Annotated in this window: 21 protein-coding genes, 1 rRNA gene and 1 riboswitch; of the genes, 4 read left to right on the top strand and 18 right to left on the bottom strand. The window is 72.4% G+C overall.

Annotated features, from left to right (window positions below; all coding sequences use genetic code 11):
- Positions 1–81: 81 nt before the first annotated feature.
- The 4 genes from CK485_RS00385 to CK485_RS00370 form a co-directional block, all read right to left on the bottom strand.
- The gene (locus CK485_RS00385; RefSeq protein ID WP_109445624.1) at positions 82–1,116 is read right to left on the bottom strand and encodes an EamA family transporter; all 1,035 of its coding nucleotides are present in this window, start codon (positions 1,114–1,116) and stop codon (positions 82–84) included.
- 12 nt (positions 1,117–1,128) lie between these two features.
- Positions 1,129–1,665, bottom strand: a complete 537-nt coding sequence (locus CK485_RS00380; RefSeq protein WP_342673449.1) for a Clp protease N-terminal domain-containing protein — start codon at positions 1,663–1,665, stop codon at positions 1,129–1,131.
- Between the two features lie 152 nt (positions 1,666–1,817).
- Positions 1,818–2,480 (bottom strand): pyridoxamine 5'-phosphate oxidase family protein, encoded by a 663-nt coding sequence (locus CK485_RS00375; protein ID WP_109446489.1) that lies wholly within the window; start codon positions 2,478–2,480, stop codon positions 1,818–1,820.
- Between the two features lie 210 nt (positions 2,481–2,690).
- Positions 2,691–3,347, bottom strand: coding sequence for a PadR family transcriptional regulator (locus CK485_RS00370; RefSeq protein ID WP_109445620.1), 657 nt, complete (start codon positions 3,345–3,347; stop codon positions 2,691–2,693).
- Positions 3,348–3,637: 290 nt separating this feature from the next.
- Between CK485_RS00370 and CK485_RS00365 the strand changes: the two genes are divergently transcribed.
- Complete coding sequence (locus tag CK485_RS00365) at positions 3,638–4,486, top strand: PhzF family phenazine biosynthesis protein (protein WP_109445618.1); 849 nt, start codon at positions 3,638–3,640, stop codon at positions 4,484–4,486.
- A 34-nt stretch (positions 4,487–4,520) separates the two neighbouring features.
- Here CK485_RS00365 and CK485_RS00360 read toward each other — a convergent pair whose 3' ends face one another.
- Both CK485_RS00360 and CK485_RS00355 read right to left on the bottom strand, forming a co-directional pair.
- Positions 4,521–5,288: a CPBP family intramembrane glutamic endopeptidase gene (locus CK485_RS00360; protein ID WP_109446487.1), complete on the bottom strand. Its 768-nt coding sequence runs from the start codon at positions 5,286–5,288 to the stop codon at positions 4,521–4,523.
- Between the two features lie 257 nt (positions 5,289–5,545).
- The gene (locus tag CK485_RS00355) at positions 5,546–7,042 is read right to left on the bottom strand and encodes a glutamate--cysteine ligase (RefSeq protein ID WP_109445616.1); all 1,497 of its coding nucleotides are present in this window, start codon (positions 7,040–7,042) and stop codon (positions 5,546–5,548) included.
- Positions 7,043–7,623: 581 nt separating this feature from the next.
- Here CK485_RS00355 and CK485_RS00350 point away from each other — a divergent pair.
- Both CK485_RS00350 and CK485_RS00345 read left to right on the top strand, forming a co-directional pair.
- Positions 7,624–8,202 (top strand): hypothetical protein, encoded by a 579-nt coding sequence (locus CK485_RS00350; RefSeq protein ID WP_109445614.1) that lies wholly within the window; start codon positions 7,624–7,626, stop codon positions 8,200–8,202.
- A gap of 297 nt (positions 8,203–8,499) precedes the next feature.
- Positions 8,500–8,691, top strand: coding sequence for a DUF5999 family protein (locus CK485_RS00345; RefSeq protein WP_109445612.1), 192 nt, complete (start codon positions 8,500–8,502; stop codon positions 8,689–8,691).
- A 78-nt stretch (positions 8,692–8,769) separates the two neighbouring features.
- Here the strand turns inward: CK485_RS00345 and gcvP are convergent, their stop codons facing one another.
- Positions 8,770–11,655, bottom strand: a complete 2,886-nt coding sequence (gcvP, locus tag CK485_RS00340; protein WP_109445610.1) for an aminomethyl-transferring glycine dehydrogenase — start codon at positions 11,653–11,655, stop codon at positions 8,770–8,772.
- A gap of 189 nt (positions 11,656–11,844) precedes the next feature.
- A riboswitch (glycine riboswitch) is annotated at positions 11,845–11,979 on the bottom strand.
- Between the two features lie 159 nt (positions 11,980–12,138).
- On the opposite strand from gcvP, the gene CK485_RS00335 reads away from it, so the two are divergent.
- Positions 12,139–12,534, top strand: coding sequence for a PRC-barrel domain-containing protein (locus CK485_RS00335; RefSeq protein ID WP_109445608.1), 396 nt, complete (start codon positions 12,139–12,141; stop codon positions 12,532–12,534).
- 27 nt (positions 12,535–12,561) lie between these two features.
- On the opposite strand, the gene CK485_RS00330 is transcribed toward CK485_RS00335, so the two are convergent.
- From CK485_RS00330 to rrf, 11 genes are all read right to left on the bottom strand, one after another.
- Positions 12,562–13,959, bottom strand: a complete 1,398-nt coding sequence (locus CK485_RS00330; protein ID WP_109445606.1) for a DNA polymerase IV — start codon at positions 13,957–13,959, stop codon at positions 12,562–12,564.
- Positions 13,960–14,052: 93 nt separating this feature from the next.
- Positions 14,053–14,601 (bottom strand): MerR family transcriptional regulator, encoded by a 549-nt coding sequence (locus tag CK485_RS00325; protein WP_241968082.1) that lies wholly within the window; start codon positions 14,599–14,601, stop codon positions 14,053–14,055.
- A gap of 309 nt (positions 14,602–14,910) precedes the next feature.
- Positions 14,911–15,384, bottom strand: a complete 474-nt coding sequence (locus CK485_RS00320; protein WP_109445602.1) for a bifunctional nuclease family protein — start codon at positions 15,382–15,384, stop codon at positions 14,911–14,913.
- A 114-nt stretch (positions 15,385–15,498) separates the two neighbouring features.
- Positions 15,499–16,233 (bottom strand): MerR family transcriptional regulator, encoded by a 735-nt coding sequence (locus tag CK485_RS00315; RefSeq protein ID WP_109445600.1) that lies wholly within the window; start codon positions 16,231–16,233, stop codon positions 15,499–15,501.
- Positions 16,234–16,263: 30 nt separating this feature from the next.
- Positions 16,264–16,803, bottom strand: coding sequence for an FHA domain-containing protein (locus CK485_RS30125; RefSeq protein ID WP_199239183.1), 540 nt, complete (start codon positions 16,801–16,803; stop codon positions 16,264–16,266).
- Positions 16,804–17,251: 448 nt separating this feature from the next.
- A complete protein-coding gene (locus tag CK485_RS00305) occupies positions 17,252–18,139 on the bottom strand; it encodes a DUF881 domain-containing protein (protein WP_109445598.1) in 888 nt (295 codons plus the stop codon).
- A gap of 7 nt (positions 18,140–18,146) precedes the next feature.
- On the bottom strand, positions 18,147–18,479 hold the full coding sequence (locus CK485_RS00300; protein WP_109445596.1) for a small basic family protein: 333 nt from the start codon (positions 18,477–18,479) through the stop codon (positions 18,147–18,149).
- A complete protein-coding gene (locus CK485_RS00295) occupies positions 18,476–19,396 on the bottom strand; it encodes a DUF881 domain-containing protein (protein ID WP_241968037.1) in 921 nt (306 codons plus the stop codon). Before CK485_RS00295 ends, CK485_RS00300 begins: the two co-directional genes overlap by 4 nt.
- Before the next feature lie 147 nt (positions 19,397–19,543).
- Positions 19,544–22,039 carry a mannose-1-phosphate guanyltransferase gene (locus CK485_RS00290; RefSeq protein ID WP_109445594.1) on the bottom strand — a complete coding sequence of 832 codons (2,496 nt, stop codon included), beginning with the start codon at positions 22,037–22,039 and terminating at the stop codon, positions 19,544–19,546.
- 148 nt (positions 22,040–22,187) lie between these two features.
- Positions 22,188–22,796, bottom strand: a complete 609-nt coding sequence (locus CK485_RS00285) for a CDP-alcohol phosphatidyltransferase family protein (protein ID WP_109445592.1) — start codon at positions 22,794–22,796, stop codon at positions 22,188–22,190.
- Between the two features lie 154 nt (positions 22,797–22,950).
- A 5S ribosomal RNA gene (gene rrf, locus CK485_RS00280) occupies positions 22,951–23,067 on the bottom strand.
- Positions 23,068–23,098: the final 31 nt, after the last annotated feature.

Raw genomic sequence — 23,098 nt, 5'->3', positions numbered from 1 at the left:
CTTCCGTGGGCCTCGCCGCCGCGTCAGGCGGCGGGAGGCGGCAGAACGGCCTGGAGAACGCTTCGGTGCATGTCGGCGAGCCTAGGAGGTGGGGGCACGGTCGGGCAACCGGCTTTCGCCGGTCGCGCCCTCCCCGGCGGCTTCGTCGGCACTCCCGTGCGGAAGGGGCTCGACCACCGGGTCGGCGGCGGGCCCCGGGGTCGCCGTCTGCGCGATGAACGCGCCGATCAGGACGAGCGCGCCGCCCGCCATCTGCGGTCCGGAGAAGCGCTCGCCGAGCAGCACCCAGGCCAGCACGGTCGCCACGACCGCCTCCAGGCACGCGACGACGCCCGCGACCTGCGGGGAGAGCCGCCGCACCGAGACCACACCGGTCAGGTAGGCCAGCACCGTGGCGATGAGCACGATCCACGCCAGCAGCAGCCAGGCGGGCACGAAGTCGCCGCCCATCGCCACGTGCCGCGTCAGCACGTGCCAACGCATTCCCCAGGGGCGGGCCACGGCGGTCAGCACGACCGCACCGATCAGCAGCCCGTAGGCGATCACGGCGAGCGGATCGGCGGCGTCCTCGCCCTCGCTGCCGTGCGCGGACAGCACGAAGTACCCGACCTGGCAGCAGGCGGCGCCCACCGCGAGCAGCAGCCCGACGGGGTCGAAGCTCAGGCCGTCCCACACCTCGACGACCCCTGCCAGCCCGATCACGGCCAGCACCACGCCGATCGCCGCCGACCTGCTGACCGCCTTGCGCTGCACGAACCGCACCCAGCCGAGCACGAGCGCGGGCGCCAGGTACTCCACCAGCAGGGCCACGCCCACCGGGATGCGCGAGATCGCCGCGAAGTAGCAGGCCTGCACACCCGCCACCGCCAACAGGCCGAATCCGACGAGCAGTCCGGGGCGGCGGCGCAGCGCGGCGCGGTGGCGCACCGCGACCGGCAGCATCACCAGCGCGGCCCCGGCCACCCGCAGCCACACCACGTGCAGGGGGTCCATGCCCGCCTGGATCAGCGGCTTGGCGGCGACGCCGGACCCGCCGAAGGCGAGCGCCGATATCAGCGCGGGTACGAGTGCGGCTCTCCTCCCGGGTATGCCCGAGATCCCCGAAGTGCTGTCCATCGGGTCATCATGTCAGCCGACGACAGGACCGTCACCCCAGTAGCCCCTGTCGCAGGCCGCCTCGGCCGCCACCGGCACCGGGTCGACCCCGGCGGCCCGCAGCACCTGCACGGCCCGGCAGCCGGGGTCGGCCGCGAACGCCGCCAGCAGATCGGCCCCCTCCGCCGCGTCCGCACCACGTGCCGCCGCCCGCTCCCGCGCCAGGCGCAGCGCCGCCCCGGCCGCCGGGCTCCATCCGGGGCCGGCGTCCGCGCGCACCACGGGCACCGCGCCGGAGTCCTCCACCATGCCGCTCCAGCGCAGTCCGTAGCCGATGCTGCGCTGCGCCAGGTAGGCCAGGACCCGCGCCACCCGGCCCGGGCCGCCGGCGTCCAGCGCCTCGCGCGAACACGGGTCGGCCTCCAGCAGTGAGTGCAGCAGGTGCGCGGTGTCGACCTGGCGGTCGCCGTCCCGGGTCGCCCGGCGCCGGGCGGAGGCCAGCACGCCGCTCAGCGGATCACCGTCCGGATGACGCCCCGTACCGCCTCTCGCCGCCTGTCCCGGCCGGATGTCGCTTCGCACGCTTCCCACCCCATCAGTGCGGCTCGCCCCGAGCATCCCCGCGAGGGCCGATTCACCCCTACCGCGCCGGATGGGCGCGACGCGGCGGTTCCTCCTCCTCAGGGAGGACCGCGCCCCTGACGCGGCCGGGTGCGGGTGGCTCAGGGCCACAACTCCCCGCGCCGCCACGCGCCGCCGTCGCGTACGTAGCGCAGTCTGCGGTGGAAGCCGTCGGCGCTGCCCTGGAAGAACTCCACCTCCACCGGCCGCAGCCGGTGGACGGTGTGGCCGTCCGGGACCGCGTCCGGCGCGGCGGCCACCACCTCGCGCGCCCGGGCCCGCCCCTCGTCGTAGGCCGCGGCCCCGGCCAGGGGCGCGCTCATGGTCCCGGTGAAGCCCGCGACGCGTGAGGCCTCGCTGCGGCCGAGGAAGTCGTCCCGCGCGCGACGCCGGTCCAGGACGGCCACCGGGCCCGCGGCGCGGATCTGACGGCCGTGCCGGGGCCAGTACCAGGTCAGCGCCGCGTACGGGTTGGCGACCAGCTCGCCGCCCTTGCGGCTGGCGGCGTCCGTGGCGAAGTCGAAGGAGCACTCGGCCGGATCGAACCCGCGCAGCACCAGCACCCGCGCCGAGGGCCGGCCCGCGGCGTCGGCCGTGCTGAGCGTCACCACCTGCGGCTCGGGCACTTCGTCGTCCAGCGCGCGGCCGAGCCAGTCGGCGAACACCGGCCCCGGCCGGTTTCCCGCCGCCGCGGGATCGAACCGCGGCAGGGGTCCGGCGAGCGCGGGCGCGCGGCGCAGCCTGGTCATGAGGTCGTCCACCATGGTGCGGCCCCTCGCGTTCGGCGTCACGTACGCCGTGATCCTGGCACGCCGAGCGTCGCATGGGCCCGGCGGGCGGCGTGACACGACGAGCGCAGGACCGGCGGCGCCCCCTGAGGGCCGGATCCGGGGGCGCCGCCGGTCGTCTTCAGGACACGGCGACCGCCGCCCGGTCACTGCCGGACGGCGGCCGCCGCCCCCGTCGTCGTGGGATCAGCTCTCGTCCTCGTCCGCGAGGATCAGGTAGAGCTTCTTGCGGGCCTCGTTGACCACGGCCATCGCCTTCTCGCGCTGCGCCGGGCTGCCGGTGGCCCAGACCTGGCGGAAGGCCTCCACCAGACCGAAGCCCGCCTGCTTGATCTCCTGCATCGCCTCCCAGTCGACGCCGCGGCCGGCCTCCTCCCAGGGGGCGTCCGAGCCCGCCTCGGCCTCGGTGCGGCCCGCCTCGGTCAGCGTGAACAACTTCTTGCCGCCCTCGCTGGCGCTGGCGATCAGGCCCTCGTCCTCCAGCAGTTGCAGCGTCGGGTAGACCGAGCCCGGGCTCGGCTTCCACGCGCCACCGCTGCGCTCGGCGATCTCCTGGATCATCTCGTAACCGTGCATCGGCCGGTCCTTGAGCAGCGCCAGGATCGACGCGCGCACGTCACCGCGCCGCGCACGTCCACGCGGGCCGCCCCGCCCCCGTCCGGGGCCGAACGGACCGCCGCCGCCCCAGGGCCCGCCGAAGGGCGGGCCGAACGGACCGAAGGCCGCCCGCCGCTGTTCGTAGTCGCCTCGCTCGAAACCGCCACGGCGGCCGCCGCCGTGGCCGTGATGCCCACCGCGCCGCTCTCGTGCGCCGAAGCCCTCTTCGAATCCATGGGAACGCATGACGCGCTCCTTCCTCCCGGCTGCGCCGGGTGCCGTCGTTTCTCAGTGGTCCACCGCTCCACGGCATGTTCCGCCGAGCGGTACCGGACCGATCTCTGACCGATCGCGATGCCTCAACGATATATCGCTAACAGTCGTCTGGCAAGCCCCTCCCGGACTTCGCCCCGACCAGCGCGGACGCCGCCCCGGGGGCGGGTGCGACCGTCCTGGGGGCGGGTGCGACCGTCCTGCGGGCTCCGCGGGTCATCCCCGTCAGTCGCCCGGCGCCGCCACCCGCTACCGTCACGCGCATGAGGATCCGCATCGTCGACGCCTTCACCGAGCGCCCGTTCGCCGGCAACCCGGCCGCCGTCGTCATCCTGGACGGCGACACGGAGGGCGGCGCCGGGTTCCCCGCCGAGCAGCACATGCTGCGCGTCGCCGCCGAGCTGAACCTGTCGGAGACCGCCTTCGTCCACCGCCTGCACGGCGACGCGCGACAGCAGGCGGGGGCCGACTGGGCACTGCGCTGGTTCACCCCGGCGACCGAGGTCGACATGTGCGGCCACGCCACGCTCGCGACCGCGCACGTCCTGCTGACGACCGGCGCGGCCCGGGGGACGATCTCGTTCGCCACCCGCAGTGGCGTACTCACCGCGCGGGCCGACGGCGACGCGATCACGCTGGACTTCCCCACCGCGCCGCTGACCCGGGTCGAGGTCCCCGAGGGTCTGGCGGAGGCGCTCGGCACGCCCGTGCTGTCCGCGCACGACACCGGGCCGCACGTCGGCGACCTGCTGGCCGAGGTGGCCGACGAACGCACGGTCCGCGCCCTTACGCCCGACCTGACGGCGCTGGCCCGGCTCGACCACCGGGGCGTCATCGTGACGGCGGCGGCCGAGGAGCCCTCAGGCGATCACGCCTTCGTCTCCCGGTTCTTCGGCCCAGCCGTCGGCGTCCCCGAGGACCCGGTGACCGGCAGCGCCCACACCGCGCTCAGCCCCTTCTGGTCCGAACGGCTCGGCGGCACCGACCTGACCGGCCTCCAGGTCTCCGCGCGCACCGGCCGGGTGCGCACCGCCCTGCGGGGCGACCGCGTGCTGCTCACCGGGCACGCCGTCACCGTCATCGAGGCGGAGCTGGTCGCGCCGCTGGAGTGATCTCGTAGCGCTGGGGCGAAAGGCCCGGCCGGACTCAGGTGGGCAGCCAGCCGACCTTTCCGGCCAGCAGCGCGTAGCCGACGAAGGCCACGGTGTCGATGAGGGCGTGCGCGGCGGCCATCGGCCCGACCCGGCCCCAGCGGCGGTAGAGCAGCACGAAGATCACGCCCATCGCCATGTTCCCGACGAAGCCGCCGAGGCCCTGGTAGAGGTGGTAGGAGCCGCGCAGCACCGCGCTCGCCGCCAACGCCGCGCCCGCGCCCCACCCCAACTGGTCGAGCCTGCGCAGCAGATAGCCGAGGACGATCACCTCTTCCAGGACCGCGTTCTGCACCGCCGCCAGCACCAGGACCGGGATGCGCCACCACACGGCGGGCAGCGACTCGGGCACCACGGTGAGGTTGAACCCGGCGGCGCGGGCGCCCAGGTACAGGGCCAGGCCGGTGCCCCCGATGCCCGCGGCGATCACGGCGCCCCGGCTGAGGTCGAAGCGGGGCCGCCGCAGGTCGAAGCCGATCGCGCGCAACCCGACGCCCTCGCGGGCCAGCAGGTGGGCCACCAGCGCCACCGGGACCAGCGCGACGGCCACGTCGAACAGCTGCCAGGCCAGATCCAGCCAGTGCCGCCCCGGCGCCTGGGACCCGACGAGGGTCGCCGCCTGGTTCTTCAGCGCACCGGGCTTGGTCACCGAGCCGATGAAGCTGATCAGCGCGCTGACCGCGTTGGCGCCGAGCGAGAGGGCGAGGACGATCAGGGTCTCGGCGCGCAGCGTGCGCCGGTCGAGCAGGGATGTCCCGGGCATGGAGGAGTTCACAGCACCTCCAACGCCCGCGGCCCCCTCCCGGGTGCCGTCCACCGCCCCGCCGTCTCGTCCGCGCACGCCGCCTCCCGGTGTGATCCCGTAGACCGCACACCGTAGACCGCGCCGCTGTGCGCCGCGACGCCGACGCACGGTGCCCGCCGCGCGGGCGCGCCGCTGTGCACCGTGACGCGACGCGTACCGGCTGCGGAGGGCCGGCGCGGAGGCGCGGTCGCGGAAGACCGCTCGCGCAGGATCGGCTACGGAAGACCCTCGGGCCAGCTGTGCACCGGTTCGCCCGAGCGCATCAGCTCGCAGTAGCGCTTCGTCATCGCCGCCAGCGCCTTGCCCCGGTCCAGGCCGCGGTCCAGGCCGCGGTGGTAGGCGTCGACCTGCCAGGAGGCGCCGTTGACCCGGCGGCGGCAGCGCTCCTCGATGACGCCGAGGTAGCGGTCCCGGTCGGAGGGCGCGACGCCCCAGGCGTCCAGTCCGCTCGCGGCCAGCGGCAGCAGCTCGTCGCGGACCAGCCGCACCGCGGGCACGGTCACCGGCCCGCCGCGGCCCGGTCCCGGCCAGCGCAGTTCGGCCTCGATGCCGTGGCGGCAGGCGGCCTCGAAGTTGGCCGCGGCGGCGGAGAACGGCAGCCTGGTCCACACCGGCCGCGGCGCCTCGGCCAGCGCGCGGATCAGCCCGTAGTAGAAGGCGGCGTTGGCGACGACGTCGGTGACGGTGGGCCCGGCGGGCATCACGCGGTTCTCCACCCGAAGGTGCGGCACGCCGTCCACGACCGCGTAGACCGGGCGGTTCCAGCGGTAGATGGTGCCGTTGTGCAGCTGCAGTTCCTTCAACGCCGGCACGCCGCCCTCGTCCAGCACCCGCAACGGGTCCTCGTCGTCGCAGATCGGCAGCAGCGACGGGAAGTACCGCACGTTCTCCTCGAACAGGTCGTACGCCCCGGAGATCCACCGCTCGCCGAACCAGGTCAGCGGACGCACCCCTTGCGCCTTGAGTTCCTGCGGGCGGGTGTCGGTGGCCTGCTGGAAGAGCACCGGCCGCGTCTCACGCCACAGTTCGAGGCCGAACAGGAAGGGGGAGTTGGCGCCCAGCGCGATCTGCGGGCCGACCGCCGCCTGGGCGGCGTTCCACACCGCGGCGAAACGCGCCGGGGTCACCTGCAGGTGCATCTGCATCGAGGTGGCCGCGGCCTCCGGCGCGATGGAGGCGGAGGTGGAGGTGAGCCGCTCCACGCCGTCGATGTCCAGGGTGAGGTCCTCCCCGCGGGCCGCGAGGATGCGGTCGTTGAGGAGGGTGTAGCGGTCGGCGCGGGAGAGGTTCGCCTGCACCAGGTCCTGGGCGCCCAGCGTGGGCAGAATTCCGATCATGACAATGCACGCGCCGACTTCCGCGGCTTTGCGATCGGCATATGCGAGCCCGATGCGCAACTCCTCGGCCAGCTGGTCGAGCACCCGGCCGGACAGGCGGTGCGGAGCGATGTTGACCTCGATGTTGAACTGGGCGAGTTCGGTTTGGAAATCGCGGCTCGCGATGCGCTCCAGCACCTCTTCGTTCATCATGCGGGGCAGGCCGTCGGAATCCGCGAGATTCAATTCGATCTCCAGGCCCATCAGGTTGCGTGGCCGGTCGAACCGTTTCTCGGCCAGCAGCCTCTCCAGCGCGGCCAGGCACTGTTGCAGCTTTCTGCGGTAGCGGCGCCGATCGGACAGGTCGAACCCGCTGGCCACGACCTTTTCTCCCATCGAAGCGTCCTCCTCGTACGGGGCCGTGCGCCGGTTGGGCCGTGCACCGATGATGCCCAGCCCAAACGATCCATAACTCCCCCGGACCACCCCGGTCGGCGATAGGCTCGAAGAGGTGGCACGCCTGGCACATTCCGTGGGCATACGGAACGCTGAGTACCGCCGGATGCGTGGGCCAAGGGAATGCACCGGCGGGAACGCGCCATCCACCGCGGTGCCGTTCCCCCAGGCCAGGGCGGTGAAGACGCTTCGGAATGCGGACGAATAACCCTTCGAAGTAGACTCATTACCCGCTTGCCCGCATCGTCGCGGGCCGGTAGGCGAATCAACGAGTGTTCACGGTTCGTATAAACTTCGCGCACAGGCAGAGAGTTCGCGACCCGCCGGCTGCGCCCCCGCGCACCCCCAGGAACGGGAAGGGATCCGCATGCCACCGCTGAATCCGGTCACTTCTGCCTCAGGGGACGCCCCCCGCGCGCCGGGTCGCCGCCCCGACCTCCAGCACCTCCGGCTCCACCGCTGACAGCGCCGTCCGCACTCCGCCAGTCACCACCCCTGTCTCCACGAGAGGCGACCACACCATGCCGCTGCATCTTCCTTCGGCCCCCGCGCCCGCTGTTCGCAGCGTCGCGGCGGCGCTCGGTTCCCCGACGGCCGTCCACGCCGCCCGCTTCCCCTCGCTGAGCGCCGCAGCGGGCCCGTTGGTCCCGGAACAGCCGCTGGCGCTGCATGTGTTGGATCCGGTGGCGACCGGTGCCGGGCTGCCGACGGCCAGGCTGGCCGGGTGGCGCTTCCTGATCCGGTGCGGTGACGTCGTGGTGGCCGCCGCCGAGACCACGATCACCCCGGACGGCTGGGCGTTCTCGCACTTCTGCGAGGGCCCGTTCCTCGCCTCCACGGTGCACGCGCTGCGCCAGGCGGACGCGCTGCCCGCGCCGTACCAGCCCAGGCTGCTGTCGGTGCCCGGGCTCTACATGCTCTGCCTGTGGCTGCACGGCGACCTCGACGACGGCGAGCAGGCCCAGCCGTCCGCCGCGGACGTGCTGATCCCGCTGGCCCCCGCGCCGCCCGGGATCGCGCCGCACCGGCCGCACCGGATGGCCGACCTGGTGCCGCTGCTGACCCACCGGCTCACCCCGGCCCTGGAGACGGCCGTCTAGCGTCCGGCGGGAGCCGTCCCGCACCGCGGAGCGCCTCCTCGTGCCGCCCGGCGCGGGGAGGCGCTCCGCGTCGTGCGGCGTGCTTCGAGGGCCCCGCCCGTGCGCCCCCGGCGGCGGCAACCGGCCGGGCGGGTGACGCGTCATCAACGAATGAGGACGGCCGGCCCGAAATCCCTGCGGGCCGGGCGCTCGTGGGGCAACACTGGGAGCCGACCGACTGAAACGGGGGACGGCATGCATCCGGAATCCGACCGGTCCAGCCGCAGCACACCACAACCGCAGCGAAAGACAACGTCCATGTGCCAGCACCAGCCGCAGTGCCCGTCCGCAGACTCCGCCGACCGGGAGGCCGCCCACATCGCGGCGCACCATCCCGAGCAGGGCTGGAGCCTGCTGTGCAACGGCGTCCTGCTCTTCGAGGACACCGGCGAACTGCTGCCGGACGGCCGGGTCATCGCGCCGCACCGGGCGCTGGTGACGGCGGCGTAGCGGACGGACACACCGCGGGGCCGGTGCGACGAGGTGATCGTCGCACCGGCCCCTTCCCGTTGCGGGCTCCTACCGCTCTCAGCCCTCGTACTCGTCCAGCGGCGGGCAGGAGCAGACCAGGTTGCGGTCGCCGAAGGCACCGTCGATGCGGCGCACCGGCGGCCAGTACTTGTCGGCCTTCGACACCCCGGCGGGGAAGACCGCCTCGTCACGGGTGTACGGGTGGTCCCACTCGCCCGTCACGGTCGCCGCCGTGTGCGGGGCGTTGCGCAGCGGGTTGTCGTCCTGCGGCCACTCGCCGGAACCGACGCGGTCGATCTCGGCACGAATCGCGATCATCGTCTCGCAGAACCGGTCGAGTTCGGCCAGGTCCTCGCTCTCGGTCGGCTCGATCATCAGCGTGCCGGCCACCGGGAACGACATCGTCGGCGCGTGGAAGCCGTAGTCGATGAGCCGCTTGGCCACGTCGTCCACCGTCACGCCGGTCGACTTGGTGAGCGGGCGCAGGTCGATGATGCACTCGTGCGCGACGAGACCGCCGGGGCCGGTGTAGAGCACCGGGAAGTACGGCGCGAGGCGCTTGGCGACGTAGTTGGCGCCGAGCACCGCGACCTGCGTGGCGCGCTTGAGGCCGTCGGCGCCCATCAGCCGGGTGTACGCCCAGGAGATCGGCAGGATGCCGGCGGAACCCCACGGGGCCGCCGAGATCGGGCCGACACCGGTGGCCGGGCCCGCCGCCGGCTGGAGCGGGTGGTTGGGCAGGTACGGGGCGAGGTGCGCGCGCACCGCGACCGGGCCGACGCCGGGGCCGCCGCCGCCGTGCGGGATGCAGAAGGTCTTGTGCAGGTTCAGGTGGGAGACGTCGCCGCCGAACTCGCCCGGACGGGCCACGCCCACCAACGCGTTGAGGTTGGCGCCGTCCACGTAGACCTGGCCGCCGGCCTCGTGCACCTGGGCGCAGATGTCGGCGATGTGCTCCTCGAAGACGCCGTGCGTCGAGGGGTAGGTGACCATCAGCACGGCCAGCTCGTCGCGGTACTGCTCGATCTTGGCGCGCAGGTCGTCGGCGTCGACCTCGCCGTCGTCGCCGGTCTTGACGACGACGACCTTCATGCCGGCCATCACGGCGCTGGCGGCGTTGGTGCCGTGCGCGGAGGACGGGATGAGGCAGATGGTGCGCTGGGTGTCACCGTTGGCGCGGTGGTAGGCGCGCACCGCGAGCAGCCCGGCAAGCTCGCCCTGGGATCCGGCGTTCGGCTGGATGCTCACCTTGGCGTAGCCGGTGATCTCGGCCAGCCGCTCCTCCAGTTCCCGGATGAGCGTCAGGTAGCCCTCGGCCTGCTCGACGGGCGCGAACGGGTGCAGCGCGCCGAACTCCGGCCAGGTGACCGGCTCCATCTCGGTGGTCGCGTTCAGCTTCATCGTGCAGGAGCCCAGCGGGATCATGCCGCGGTCGAGCGCGTAGTCCCGGTCGGCGAGGCGGCGCAGGTAGCGCAGCATCGCGGTCTCGGAGCGGTGCTGGTGGAAGACCGGGTGGGTCAGGTAGTCCACCCGGCGGGCGAGGGAGGCGGGAAGCGCGTCGGCGGTCCTCGCGTCCAGCGCCTCGATGTCGGCGCTGACCCCGAACGCGTCCCAGACGGCGGCCAGTTGGGCCCGGCCGGTGGTCTCGTCGCAGGCGATGCCGACGGTGTCGGCGTCGGTCAGCCGCAGGTTCACGCCGGCGGCGCGGGCGGCGGCGACCACGTCGGCGGCACGGCCCGGCACGCGGGCGGTGACGGTGTCGAAGAACGCATCGTGCGCGACCTCGACGCCGCAAGCGCGCAGGCCCTCGGCGAGAACGGCGGCGTAGCGGTGGGTGCGGCGGGCGATGGCGGCCAGCCCGTCGGGGCCGTGGTAGACCGCGTACATGCCGGCCATCACCGCGAGCAGGACCTGCGCTGTGCAGATGTTGCTGGTGGCCTTCTCGCGGCGGATGTGCTGCTCGCGGGTCTGGAGGGCCAGGCGGTAGGCCTTGTCGCCGTCCGCGTCGACGGAGACGCCGACCAGCCGGCCGGGCAGGCTGCGGGCGTACGCCTCGCGCACCGCCATGAAGCCCGCGTGCGGACCGCCGAAGCCCATGGGAACGCCGAAGCGCTGGGTGGTGCCGACCGCGATGTCGGCGCCCAGCTCGCCGGGGGAGGTGAGCACGGTCAGCGCCAGCAGGTCGGCGGCGACGGTGACGATCGCGCCGAGTTCGTGGGCGCGCTCGATGACCGGGCGCGGGTCGCGTACGACGCCGGAGGCACCCGGGTACTGGAGCAGCACGCCGAAGACGCCGCGCTCGGCGATCTCGGCGGGGATGCCGTCGGACAGGTCGGCGACGACGACCTCGACACCGGTGGGCTCGGCGCGGGTCTGGAGCACGGCCACCGTCTGGGGGAACGTTTCGGCGTCGACCAGGAAGACGCCCTGCTTGACCTTGCCGACCCGGCGGGACAGCGCCATCGCCTCGGCGGCCGCGGTGCCCTCGTCCAGCAGCGAGGCGCCGGAGGTGGGCAGCCCGGTGAGATCGGCGACGACGGTCTGGAAGTTGAGCAGCGCCTCCAGGCGGCCCTGCGAGATCTCCGGCTGGTAGGGCGTGTACGCGGTGTACCAGGCCGGGTTCTCCATGACGTTGCGCAGGATGACCGGCGGGGTGAAGGTGCCGTAGTAGCCCAGGCCGATCATGGGGTGCAGCACCTGGTTGCGGTCGGCCAGGGAGCGCAGCTCGGCGAGCACCTCGGCCTCGGTGCGGGCCTCGGGCAGGCCCAGCGCGGCGGCCGACTTGATCGCCTCGGGCACGGCGGCGGCGGTCAGCTCGTCCAGCGAGCCGTAGCCGACGTGCGCGAGCATCTTGGCCTGCGCCCCGGCGTCCGGGCCGATGTGACGCTGCTCGAAGGGCGTGCCGCGCTCCAGCTCGGCGAGGGGAATGCGGTTGGCGGTCATCTGCGGAGGCCTCCTGGTCGTACGACCTACGAGGGGCACCTCGGCTCGGGTGCCCGATCGGCCTCCCCCTCTGTCATCAACCTGAGAGCTTCGCCGTCCCGCCGGGGCGGTGCGGCTTTCACCGTCGGTGAGGAGGGGTCCCGGCCGAGTCACGCACCGGTCGGAGCCCACCCTGCTTTTCAGAGTGACCTCGTCCATGCGGTACGGATGCCTGAGAGATTCCGGGGAGGGTTTGCTCCTTCGGCGCCCGACGATGCCGTTCCCCTCCCGCGGTGGAACGGCGGGGCGGGGGCGACGCCGCCAGGACTCTCCCGCATGGGGTCAGCAGCCGCTCCCAGCCTACCAGCGCGGGTGTCCGCGACCGAGGGCCCGAGGAGGACAGAGAGCGGCGTCACCTTCGCCGTCGGCGCTCCGATTCGACACACCCCGGAATGTGGCTTTTGGTGAATACGTTAGCCCCGCCGGCGACCACGTGGAGGGACCGTGCAGACCGATGTGGATCCGCGGAGCCTGATAGGCCGCAAGGCCTTCGACCGCAACGGTGTGAAGATCGGCACCGTGGACGAGGTCTACCTGGACGACGCCACCGGTGCACCCGAATGGGCGGCAGTGCGCACCGGATTCTTCGGACGCGACGCCTTCGTGCCGCTGGAGCCCAGCGAGCTGCGCGACGACGCCCTGCGGGTCCCGTTCGACAAGGCCCTGGTCAAGGACGCCCCCGACTTCGGCGTCGGCCGCCACCTCTCCCCCGAGCAGGAACTCCAGCTCTACCACCACTACGGGCTCCAGGTGCCGCCCCCCGAGGCGGAGGAGGACCCCGCACGCCCCGAGCCGAAGGACTTCGGCCACCTCGCGGGCGACAACGGCCGCGAGGAGTAGCGGGGGCGGCGAGCCCCGGCGCCTGGCTCAGGGCACCAGTGGCAGCGGCTCCGAGGGGCTCAGCCGCGGGTCGTCCACCGGGAAGGTGCGCACCCGGCCCGGCACCCCGCCCGGGACCTCGAACCGCACCGTCACCCGGCCCACCCCGCTCCCCTGCACCCACCCGGGCCCGTACTCCTCATGGGTGACGTCCTGGCCGGGCCGCCAGAGGCGCGCCGCGGCCTCCGGGACCACGGCGGACGTGACCGCCGGGTCGGCCCGGGCCTCCTCGGGGGCGGCGTCCGCCCCCTCCGGCCCTGTCTCCCCGCCGGCCTCGGCCGCGGCCTGGCCCGCCTGCGCGAACAGGTCCTCCTGGGTGAAGTCCGCCAGCCCCGCCACGCCGACCCCCAGCAGCCGCACGCCACCGGTGGTGTCGATGGCCTCGATCAGGCGGTCGGCGGTCTCCTTGACCACCACGGGGTCGTCGGTCGGCGCCCGCAGGGTCTCGGAGCGGGTGAGCGTGGTGAAGTCGTAGTGCCTGACCTTGAGGACCACCGTGCGCCCCGACCGGCCCGCCTCGCGCAGCCGCCTCACGCAGCGGTCGGCGAGCCGGGCGACCTCGGCGCGGACCCGGGCGCGGTCGGTCAGGTCCACGTCGAAGGTGTCCTCCACGGAGATCGACTTCACGTCCCGCTCGGCCACCACCGGCCGGTCGTCGTGGCCGATCGCCATCGCGTACAGCGACGCGCCGTGCGCCCGGCCCAGCAGCCGCACCAACTCCGCCTCGCCCGCCTCCGCCACGTCCGCGACCGTGGTGATCCCGGCCCGCCGCAGGTGGTCGGCGGTCGCCGGGCCCACCCCCCACAACGTGCGGACCGGCTTGGGCCCCAGGAAGGCGCGCTCGGTGCCGGGCTCGATGACGACCAGGCCGTCGGGTTTGGCGGCCTCGGAGCCGATCTTGGCCAGCAGCTTGGAGCCCGCGATGCCCACCGACGCGGTCAGGCCGGTCGTCGCGGCGATGTCGGCGCGCAGCCGCTCGCCTCTCTCGCGCACGGCGGCCGTCATCGCCTCCGGCGCGGTGGCCCGCAGCCGCTCGCCGCGCTCCCCCGCCTCCAGGTCCACGAACGCCTCGTCCAGGCTGAGCGGCTCGACCAGCGGCGACAGCTCGTGCAGCAGTCCCATGACGGTGTCGCTCACCCGGCGGTACAGGGCGAACCGGGGGATGAGGTAGGCCGCGTGGGGGCAGAGCCTGCGGGCGTGCGCCATCGCCATCGCCGAGTGCACCCCGTGCACCCGGGCCTCGTACGACGCCGTGGCGACCACACCGCGCGGGCCCAGTCCGCCGACGATCACGGCCTTGCCGCGCAGGCTCGGCTTCGACGCCTGCTCCACCGAGGCGTAGAAGGCGTCCATGTCGAGATGCAGGACGGTCGGCGCACTCCTCACGGCACCGATGCTGCCCCATGGGTCTGACAACGGCCGCCCCGGCGGGGCGGCCGAGTCGGGGCAGCGGGTGCGGGTCAGGTCGGGTTGGCGGGGTCAGACCGCGCGGTTGCCCCGGCGCCTCGCCAGTTCGTCGGCCGGGTTGTGGCCGATCAGGGTCTCGCCGGTGTCGACCCGCTCGCCGTGCAGTTGCGCCAGGTCCGCCTCGACGTCGCGCCAGACCACACCGACCGCGATGCCGAACACACCCTGACCGCCCTGGAGGAGCCGCACGACCTCGTCCGGCGAGGTGCACTCGTACACCGTCGCCCCGTCGCACATCAGCGTCATGCGCGCCACGTCCTCCGCCTCCGAGGTGCTCAGGTGGCGTACGGCCGTGCGAATGTTCTGCAAGGCGACCCCGGTGTCCAGGAGCCGCTTGACGATCTTGAGGACGACGACGTCGCGGAAACTGTAGAGCCGCTGGGTGCCCGATCCGTAGGCCGGGCGGACGCTGGGCTCGACCAGGCCGGTGCGGGCCCAGTAGTCCAGCTGGCGGTAGGTGATGCCGGCCGCGGCGCAGGCCGTGGGGCCGCGATAGCCGACGAGGTCGGGAGCCGGCGCGTCGGCGCCGTCGTCCGCGACCTGGTGAGAAGTGCGGGCCAGCGCCCCGCGGGCCGGGAACCCCTCGCCCACGGCCGTACCGTCGCCGGTGCTTCTCACGCCGACCTCCGTCCCTTCGCGTCCTGGAACACACGCGTGCCGCCCCGTCCGCCACCGGTGTCCGGTGCGACAGAGCGTGACCCGTTCAGGACTCTCCCACTCGACGGTAGGCAGTCACTCGGAGTGCGTCAACGATCGCCACACTCGGCACGCCGGGTGATTTCCACCCGCAGGGTGGTTTCCCGTGACCCGACAGAGGGAATAGCTGGCCTTTCGCGTCACCTGCCGCCGCGGGCCACCCCGCAGGGGTGCCTACTGGTTGCTGGTGCCGAAGTCCTCGGGCGAGATCTGGTCGAGGAACTCGCGGAACTTCTCCACCTCGTCCTCCTGCTCGTCGGGGATGGCGATCCCCGCGTCGTCGAGCACGCCCTCGCTGCCGAAGATGGGCGTCCCGGTGCGCAACGCCAGCGCTATGGCGTCCGAGGGACGGGCGCTGACCTCGACGCCGCTGGCGAAGACCAGCTCCGCGTAGAAGACGCCCTCGCGCAGGTCGGTGATGCGCACCTCGGTCAGCTGCTGGCCGACCGCCTCCAGGACGTCCTTGAAGAGGTCATGGGTCAGCGGGCGCGCGGGAGTCATGCCCTGCTGGGCGAAGGCGATCGCGGTCGCCTCCCCCGGCCCGATCCAGATCGGGAGGTACCGGTCGCCTCCCACTTCACGCAGAAGCACGATCGGCTGGTTGGAGGGCATTTCCACCCGGACACCCACGACGTCGAGCTCATTCACACCAGCAACCCTAGGCCGTTACCGGAGACTTTGGGTAGTCGGGCATTCCGTCCACCGGACACCACGACCCCTCCGCCGGCCCCGGACAGCCCCCTGTGGGTCCCGTGCGGGCGCTCAGGCCTGCCTCAGGCCGAGCGCCGAGTGCACCAGGGCGGCGTGCAACCGCACCGTCAGCGCGGCCAGCTCCCGGGCGGTCGCCTCGGCATGTGCCCTGGTCTGCGGGTTGCGGTGGCGCCGCAGCGGGGCCACGACCTGTTCGACCAGCCCCGCGTCCCGGTCGGCGGCGGCCTTCACGGCCCGCAGGTGCCGCGCCTCGAGACCGAACGCGCCGAGGTCGCGGACGAGCTTGGCGATGTTCACCGTCTCGGCGTCATAACCGCCCTCGGGGTCCGCCTCGATCAGGCCGTACGACTCCCACTGGGCCAGCTCGCGCTCGTCGGCCCCGGTGCGGGCCAGCAGTTCCGCGCGGTCCACGCGCACCGGCGGGCCGGGCTGGGGCGCCGCGGCGTCCCTCGGCTCGGCGGGCGCGGCCTGGGCGGGCAGTGCGACCTGTTCACCCGCGTCGAGGGCGTCCAGGTGCTCGCGGATGACCTTCAGCGGCAGATAGTGGTCCCGCTGCATCCGCAGCACCTGGGCGAGCCGTTCCACGTCCCGCAGGGTGAACTTCCGGTATCCGGAAGGAGTGCGCTGCGGCTCCACCAGGCCCTCGGCCTCGAGGAAGCGGATCTTGGAGATCGTGACCTCGGGGAACTCGTCACGCAACAGGCCGAGCACCGCCCCGATGCTCATCAGCCGCCCCTCCGCGGCGGCGGCGCCGGGAGCGGCGCCGCCAGACGGTGTGCGAAGCATGAACCTTCCCTCGCGGGGGCCCCGACGCGGTCAGAGGCCCCGCTGGTTGGTGTAGAAGACCAGCCGGTACTTGCCGATCTGCACCTCGTCGCCGCTGGCCAGGGCCACCGAGTCGATGCGCTCACGGTTGACGTACGTGCCGTTGAGGCTGCCGACGTCGGCGACGGAGAAGCCTCCCTCGGGGGTGCGCCGGAATTCCACGTGCCGCCGGGAGACCGTCACGTCATCGAGGAAGATGTCGCTCTGCGGGTGACGGCCGGCGGTGGTCAGCTCGGAGTCGAGCAGGAAGCGGCTTCCGGAGTTGGGACCGCGGCGGACGACCAGCAGGGCCGAGCCGAACGGCAGCGCGTCCACCGCGGCCTGCGCCTCCGGGGACAGCGAGGGCATCGCCGTCTGCCCGGTGGCCTCCGAGTCGTACGCCTCGAGGCCCGAGATGGAGATCGTGGAGGTGGTCTCCGAGGCCCGCTCGGGCTGCACGCCACCTCGCAGCGGCGCGCCGCAGTGCGAGCAGAAACGGCTGGCCTGCGCGTTCTGGTGGCCACACCTGCTGCACACCGGCAAGTCCGCCATGGACTGCGCCTCCCGCCCGGGCCCGCCCGCCGCCGTCGACGGGTCCTGGAAACCTATGCGGCCCGCCGAGGCGGGGTCAACGGGCGCCACGCCGGGACCGCCGTGAAAGTCACCGCCCGGAGCAACGGCCTCGTCCCGGAAGAGCGGACGCCCCTCGTCCGTCCCCTCTCCCTCACGCGGCAACCGGTGACGCGCCGTAGCCGGCTCCCCCGCCTGCTGCCGCGCGCTCTTGCCGAACAACCTTCCAAACAACTTCACGGGCGATTCCCCTTGAAAGAAACAGACCCGCCCGTGGGGCAGGACGAACCCTCGCAACACAGACCGGCCGCGCCGGTCATACGGACAACGAACCAGGTCACTACAGAGTTTCCACCACGCACCGCCCCTTCGGTGCGCCGACCCCCCGCACGGTCATCCCCGTTCCCGGTCCACTCCATGCTCTCCCGCCTCACTGGCCCGACGACCGAGCGTAGTCAGGCTGTTTCGCGGATCGCAAGGCGTCCACGACGATCTTCTGCGACGCTACGACGGATACCGTGGCCTGCTCCTTCTGCATGGTCTGCACCACACCCCCGGGGATGTTCAACGCCGGTTCCAGGTCCGGCGGGTTGCCGATGACCTTGAAGACGTACGGTTGCGAGACCTTGTGCCCGTCGACCTGCACCCCACCGCCGCTCGCGTCGGTGAAGTACGTGGAGGCCACCGCCCGCACGTCGTTGATCTGGATCGCCTCGGCACCGGCGGCCCGCAGCTCCTCCAGCGTGTCGAGGAGGTCGTCCGAGGCGACGGTGCCGCCGCGGATCGTGAGCGTGATCCCGGGGCCCCGCGCCGCCACCGTACCGGCCAGCACGCCCAGTTCCTGGGACTTCCGCTCGGTCTGTTGGCGTGCCTCCGCGGCCTGGTCGGAGCTGGTCCGCAGTTCGGTGCGCTGGTTGTCCAGATCGCGCTTCTCGTCCTGGAGACGCTGAGTCCTGGCGTCCAGTTCCGACAGGATGCGGACGAGGTCCTCCTGTCGGGCGCCGCGCAGTACTCCGTTGTCACTCGTGGTGCGCACCTGGATGGCCAGGCCGAGACCGAGCGCGAACAGCAGTAGCGCGACGATGAGTTGGGCGCGGGTCAGGCGCGGCGGCCACAAGCTGCGGGCGAGCCGCTGACGCCCGGTCGCGTGGTCCGCGTCGTCACCTCGGGCGTCCGCCGGCGCCTCGTCGGTCCGCCCGGCGTCCGGGTTCCGCCCGGTCGCGTTGCCGTCGCTCCCGGCCGCTCCGCGCTCTTCCGGGGGCAGCGGCCGGCGGGGCGGCAGGTCCTCGCCCTCGCGCGGGGTCTCCTCGTCGCTCATGCCGTCCTCACGCCCGGAACACGTGGCGCCGGATGGCGGCCGCGTTGGAGAAGATGCGGATGCCGAGCACCACCACGACGCCGGTGGACAACTGGGCGCCGACGCCGAGCTTGTCACCGAGGAAGACGATCAGCGCGGCGACGACCACGTTCGACAGGAAGGAGACGACGAAGACCTTGTCGTCGAAGATGCCGTCGAGCATGGCGCGGATGCCGCCGAACACGGCGTCCAGCGCCGCGACCACGGCGATCGGCAGATAGGGCTCGACCGCCGACGGCACGACCGGCCGGAGCACGAGCCCGGCCACCACCCCGACGACGAGGCCCAGTACGGCGATCACTTGTTGCCCTTCCTTGTCTGTGCCGCGTCCGGCGCGGAACCACTGGGGGCCGGCACAGCCTCCCGCAGCGCGAGACTCGCCGCCGCGGGCAGCCGCAGTCCGCTTCGCGCCGAAATGGTCGCGCGGACCCCGTAGTTGTCCTTGAGCACTTGGAGGTACACCCCACCCGCGCTGTTCTCGAACGACGACTGCAACTGCTTGCCGTCGCCGATCGCCAGCACGGTGTACGGAGGAACCAGCGGCCGGTCGTTGACCAGTATCGCCTGGCCGGCGTCCCGGATCGCCGACAGTTGGGTCAGGCGCTGCCCGTTGACCGAGATCGCCTCCGCGCCGGCCGACCACAACCCGTTGACGATGCGCTGCATGTCCCGGTCCCGCACCCGGCCGGTGTCGGAGAAGTCATCGTTCTGCCGGGGGTTGGCGCCGGTGCCCGCGGTCGCCTGCGGGGCGTCGTCGACGACGAGTTCCACCCCCGGCCCGGTGACCGCAGTCGCCCCGGCGAGCAGCGCCACGAGGTCCGCCTGCGCCACGTCGCCCTTCGGCAACGCCTTCCGCTGCTGCGCCTCGACCTGCCGGCGCAGCGTGTTGACGTCGTGCTGCGTCTGGTCGGCGCCCTTGGTCTCCGCGTTGATGCGGTCGATCAGCTCCTGGCGTTCCTTGGCCAGCGTCGGCGCGGAGAACTGCGCCTGCGCCGCGCCCAGGGTCACGACGAGGGCGACGAGGACCAGGCCGAGCGCGAACCCCGCCCTGGCCTTCGCCGTACGCGGCAGACGCGAGCGCCCGGTCTCGCCCCGGCGGGCGGTCGCCTCGGCGTACCCGTCGTCGAGGCTGTGCTCCATGATGTTGGTCAGCAGCGACATCGAGGCGTCACGGCGCGGTGGCGTCGCGACGGAACGGTCCCGGGGCTGCTGCGGCATGCCGCACATCGTCGCACGTGGAGCGGCCACATCTCGAACGGGCCCCGCGTGACGCGCCGTTCACGCGGGCCCGGTCGCGCACCGGCCGGCACGGTGCCGCGCCGCGTCGCGCGGGCGCGTTCCGTACCGGCCGGTCTGGCTCCCGGGTCAGCGGCCCGCGCTGTCCACCACCTGCGACCACTCGTCCAGCAGGGCCTGCGCGGAGGCGTCGTCCGGTCCCTCCGCCCACAGCCGGGTGACCGCCTCGGCCGGGTCGGGCAGCACCATCACCCAACGGCCGTCCGCCTCCACCACGCGGACGCCGTCGGTGGTGTCGACCGACCGGTCGCCCGCCGCCTCGACCACCCGCCGCATGACCATGCCCTTGACCGCCCACGGCGTCGCCAGGTCCCGCTTGAGGACGTGGGCGCGCGGAATGCGGGCATCGATCTGGCTCAGGGTGAGCTGGGTACGGGCCACCAGGCCGACCAGCCGCACGAAGGCCGCCGCGCCGTCGAAGACGCTGCTGAACTCCGGCACGATCAGGCCGCCCCGGCCGTCGCCGCCGAAGATGGTCGACTCCGCGCGGCAGACCCGGGTCAGGTCGTCCGGCGAGGTCGTCGTCCACTCCACCTGCGTGCCGTGGTACGCGGCCACCTGCTCGGCGATACGCGTCGTGGTCACCGGCAGCGCCACCCGGCCGCTGCGCCGCTCGGCGGCGACCAGGTCCAGCATGACCAGCAGCGCGCGGTCGTCCTCCACGATCCGGCCGCGCTCGTCGACCAGCGAGATGCGTTCGCCGACCGGGTCGAAGCGCACGCCGAACGCGGCGCGGGCCGATGCCACGATCTCCCCGAGCCGCACCAGACCGGAGCGCCGTTCGTCCGCGGTCTCGGTCGGGCGTGCCTCGTCCAGGCCGGGGTTGATCGTCAGCGCCTCCACCCCGAGCCGGCCGAGCAGCGTCGGCAGCACGATGCCGGCGCTGCCGTTGGCCGCGTCCACCACGACCTTCAGCTCCGACTCGCGGACCCCGGTGGTGTCGACGGTGCGCAGCAGGGCGCCCGCGTAGGAGTCGAAGACGCTGGAGGGGAAGGTCAGGTCGCCGATCTCACCGGGGAACGCCCTGCGGTACTCCTGGCGGGCGAAGACCCGGTCCAGCTTGCGCTGCCCCGCTTGCGAGAGGTCGGCACCGCGCTCGTCGAAGAACATGATGTCCACGGAATCCGGGACACCCGGCGTGGTTCTGATCATCACACCGCCCGCGCTGCCGCGCGCGGTCATCTGGCGGGCCACCGGCATCGGCACGTTCTCCAGGTCGCGCACGTCGATGGCGCTGGCCTGCAACGCGGAGATGACGGCACGTTTCAGCGCCCGCGCGCCACGGGAGTGGTCGCGCGCGGTGGTGACCGTGGCGCCCTTCTTCAAGGTCGTCGCATACGCGCCGGCCAGGCGGACGGCCAGCTCCGGAGTGATCTCCACGTTCAGGATGCCGGAGACGCCACGGGCGCCGAACAGCTGTGCCTGGCCGCGCGACTCCCAGATGACCGAGGTGTTGACGAAGGCGCCGGCCTCGATGGTCTTGAAGGGGTAGACCCGCACGTTGCCGGCGATGATCGACTCCTCGCCGATCAGGCACTCGTCACCGATGACCGCGCCGTCGTCCACGCGGGCGGCGCGCATGACGTCGGTGTTGCGGCCGATGACGCAGCCGCGCAGGTTGGTCTGCGGGCCGATGTAGACGTTGTCGTGCACGACCGCCTTGTGGAGGAACGCGCCGGACTTCACGACGACGTTGGAACCGATGACGGAGTGCTCGCGCACCTCCGCGCCCGCCTCGACCTTGGCGTAGTCACCGATGTAGAGCGGACCGCGCAGCACGGAGTCGGGGTGGACCTCGGCGCCCTCGGCGACCCAGACGCCCGGCGAGATCTCGAAGCCGTCGATGTCGACGTCGACATGGCCTTCGAGCACGTCGGCCTGGGCCTTCACGTAGCTCTCGTGCGTGCCCACGTCCTCCCAGTAGCCCTCGGCGATGTAGCCGTAGACGGGCTTGCCCTCCTTCATCAGCTGCGGGAAGACGTCACCGGACCAGTCGACGGAGGTGTCGGCCTCGACGTAGTCGAAGACCTCGGGCTCCATCACGTAGATGCCGGTGTTCACGGTGTCCGAGAAGACCTGGCCCCAGGTCGGCTTCTCCAGGAAGCGCTCGACCTTGCCCTCTTCGTCCACGATCGTGATGCCGAATTCCAGGGGGTTCGGCACCCGGGTCAGGCAGACGGTGACCAGCGCGCCCTTTTCCCGGTGGAAGCGAATGAGATCGGTGAGGTCGAAGTCGGTCAGCGCGTCACCGGAAATGACCAGGAACGAGTCGTCCTTGAGCGCTTCCTCCGCGTTCTTGACACTCCCCGCGGTGCCGAGTGGCTTCTCCTCGTGGGCGTAGGTGAGGTCCATCCCCAGTTCCTCGCCGTCGCCGAAGTAGTTTTTCACCAGCGAAGCGAGAAACTGAACGGTCACCACGGTCTCGGTGAGACCGTGCCGCTTGAGCAGCCGCAGCACGTGCTCCATGATCGGCCGGTTGGCCACCGGCAGGAGCGGCTTGGGCATGCTCGAGGTCATAGGGCGAAGGCGCGTGCCCTCGCCGCCGGCCATCACGACGGCCTTCATGTCGGAAGCGTCCTCCTCGAAGAGACGGCGTTCTTGCCGACCTCACCCCACCAGGATGACCCACTGACCTCGCGCCTGTCTCGCGCAACGATCTCGCCTTGGGGCGCCGCGGGCACCGGTGCCTCGGGAGTACGCCGAAGCCTCGGGCTCAGTCGACCGTGGCGTCCGCCCTGACGAGTCGGCGGACCTGGACCACGTAAAGGATCCCTGCCCACCAATAGAGCGTCGTACCCCATCCGGCGAACGCCCATCCGAAAATAGCAGCGGTGGTGTGCAGCCACCCGCTGCCCACGCTCAGAAGGAACAACGGGAACGCGTACATGAGATTGAAGGTCGCCGCCTTGCCCAGGAAGTTCACCTGCGGCGGCCCGTACCCGTGCCTGCGCAGCACGAGCACCATCACGCCGAGCATCAGCTCCCGCGCCACCAGGGCACCGGTCAGCCACCACGGCAGGATCTCCCGCCAGGTCAGACCCACCAGCGTCGAGATGATGTACAGCCGGTCGGCGGCCGGGTCGAGCACCCGGCCGAGACGGCTGATCTGGTTCCAGCGGCGGGCGAGCTTGCCGTCCAGGTAATCACTGACACCGCTGAACGCCAGCACCAGCAACGCCCATCCATCGCTCCGCGGACCGCCGAACTCGGGACGCAGGATCAGCCACAGGAACACCGGCACGCCGACGAGCCGCGCCATGCTCAGGATGTTGGGGATGGTGAGGACCCGGTCCGTCTGCACCCGTGTTTCCTGGACCTCCACCCGCGGTGCCTCCTGTAGCCCTCAGTCCCTGCCGAACGATGCTCCACGACCCTACCGGGGCCCACCGGGCCTCTGTGCGCAGGGGCCCGCGTGCAACGCGAAAAAGCCGCTGGCCTGTGACGGAACACCATCACAGGCCAGCGGCTGAAGAATTGTTCGGCGGCGTCCTACTCTCCCACAGGGTCCCCCCTGCAGTACCATCGGCGCTGAAAGGCTTAGCTTCCGGGTTCGGAATGTAACCGGGCGTTTCCCTAACGCTATAACCACCGAAACACTATGAAACCATGAACCATGACCAAAAC

Origin of the sequence: Streptomyces sp. ICBB 8177, assembly GCF_003144095.1 — a bacterium.
Lineage (GTDB): Bacteria > Actinomycetota > Actinomycetes > Streptomycetales > Streptomycetaceae > Streptantibioticus_D.
The sequence above is the reverse complement of the archived record's forward strand: the minus strand, read 5'-3'. Positions and strand labels throughout refer to the sequence as shown.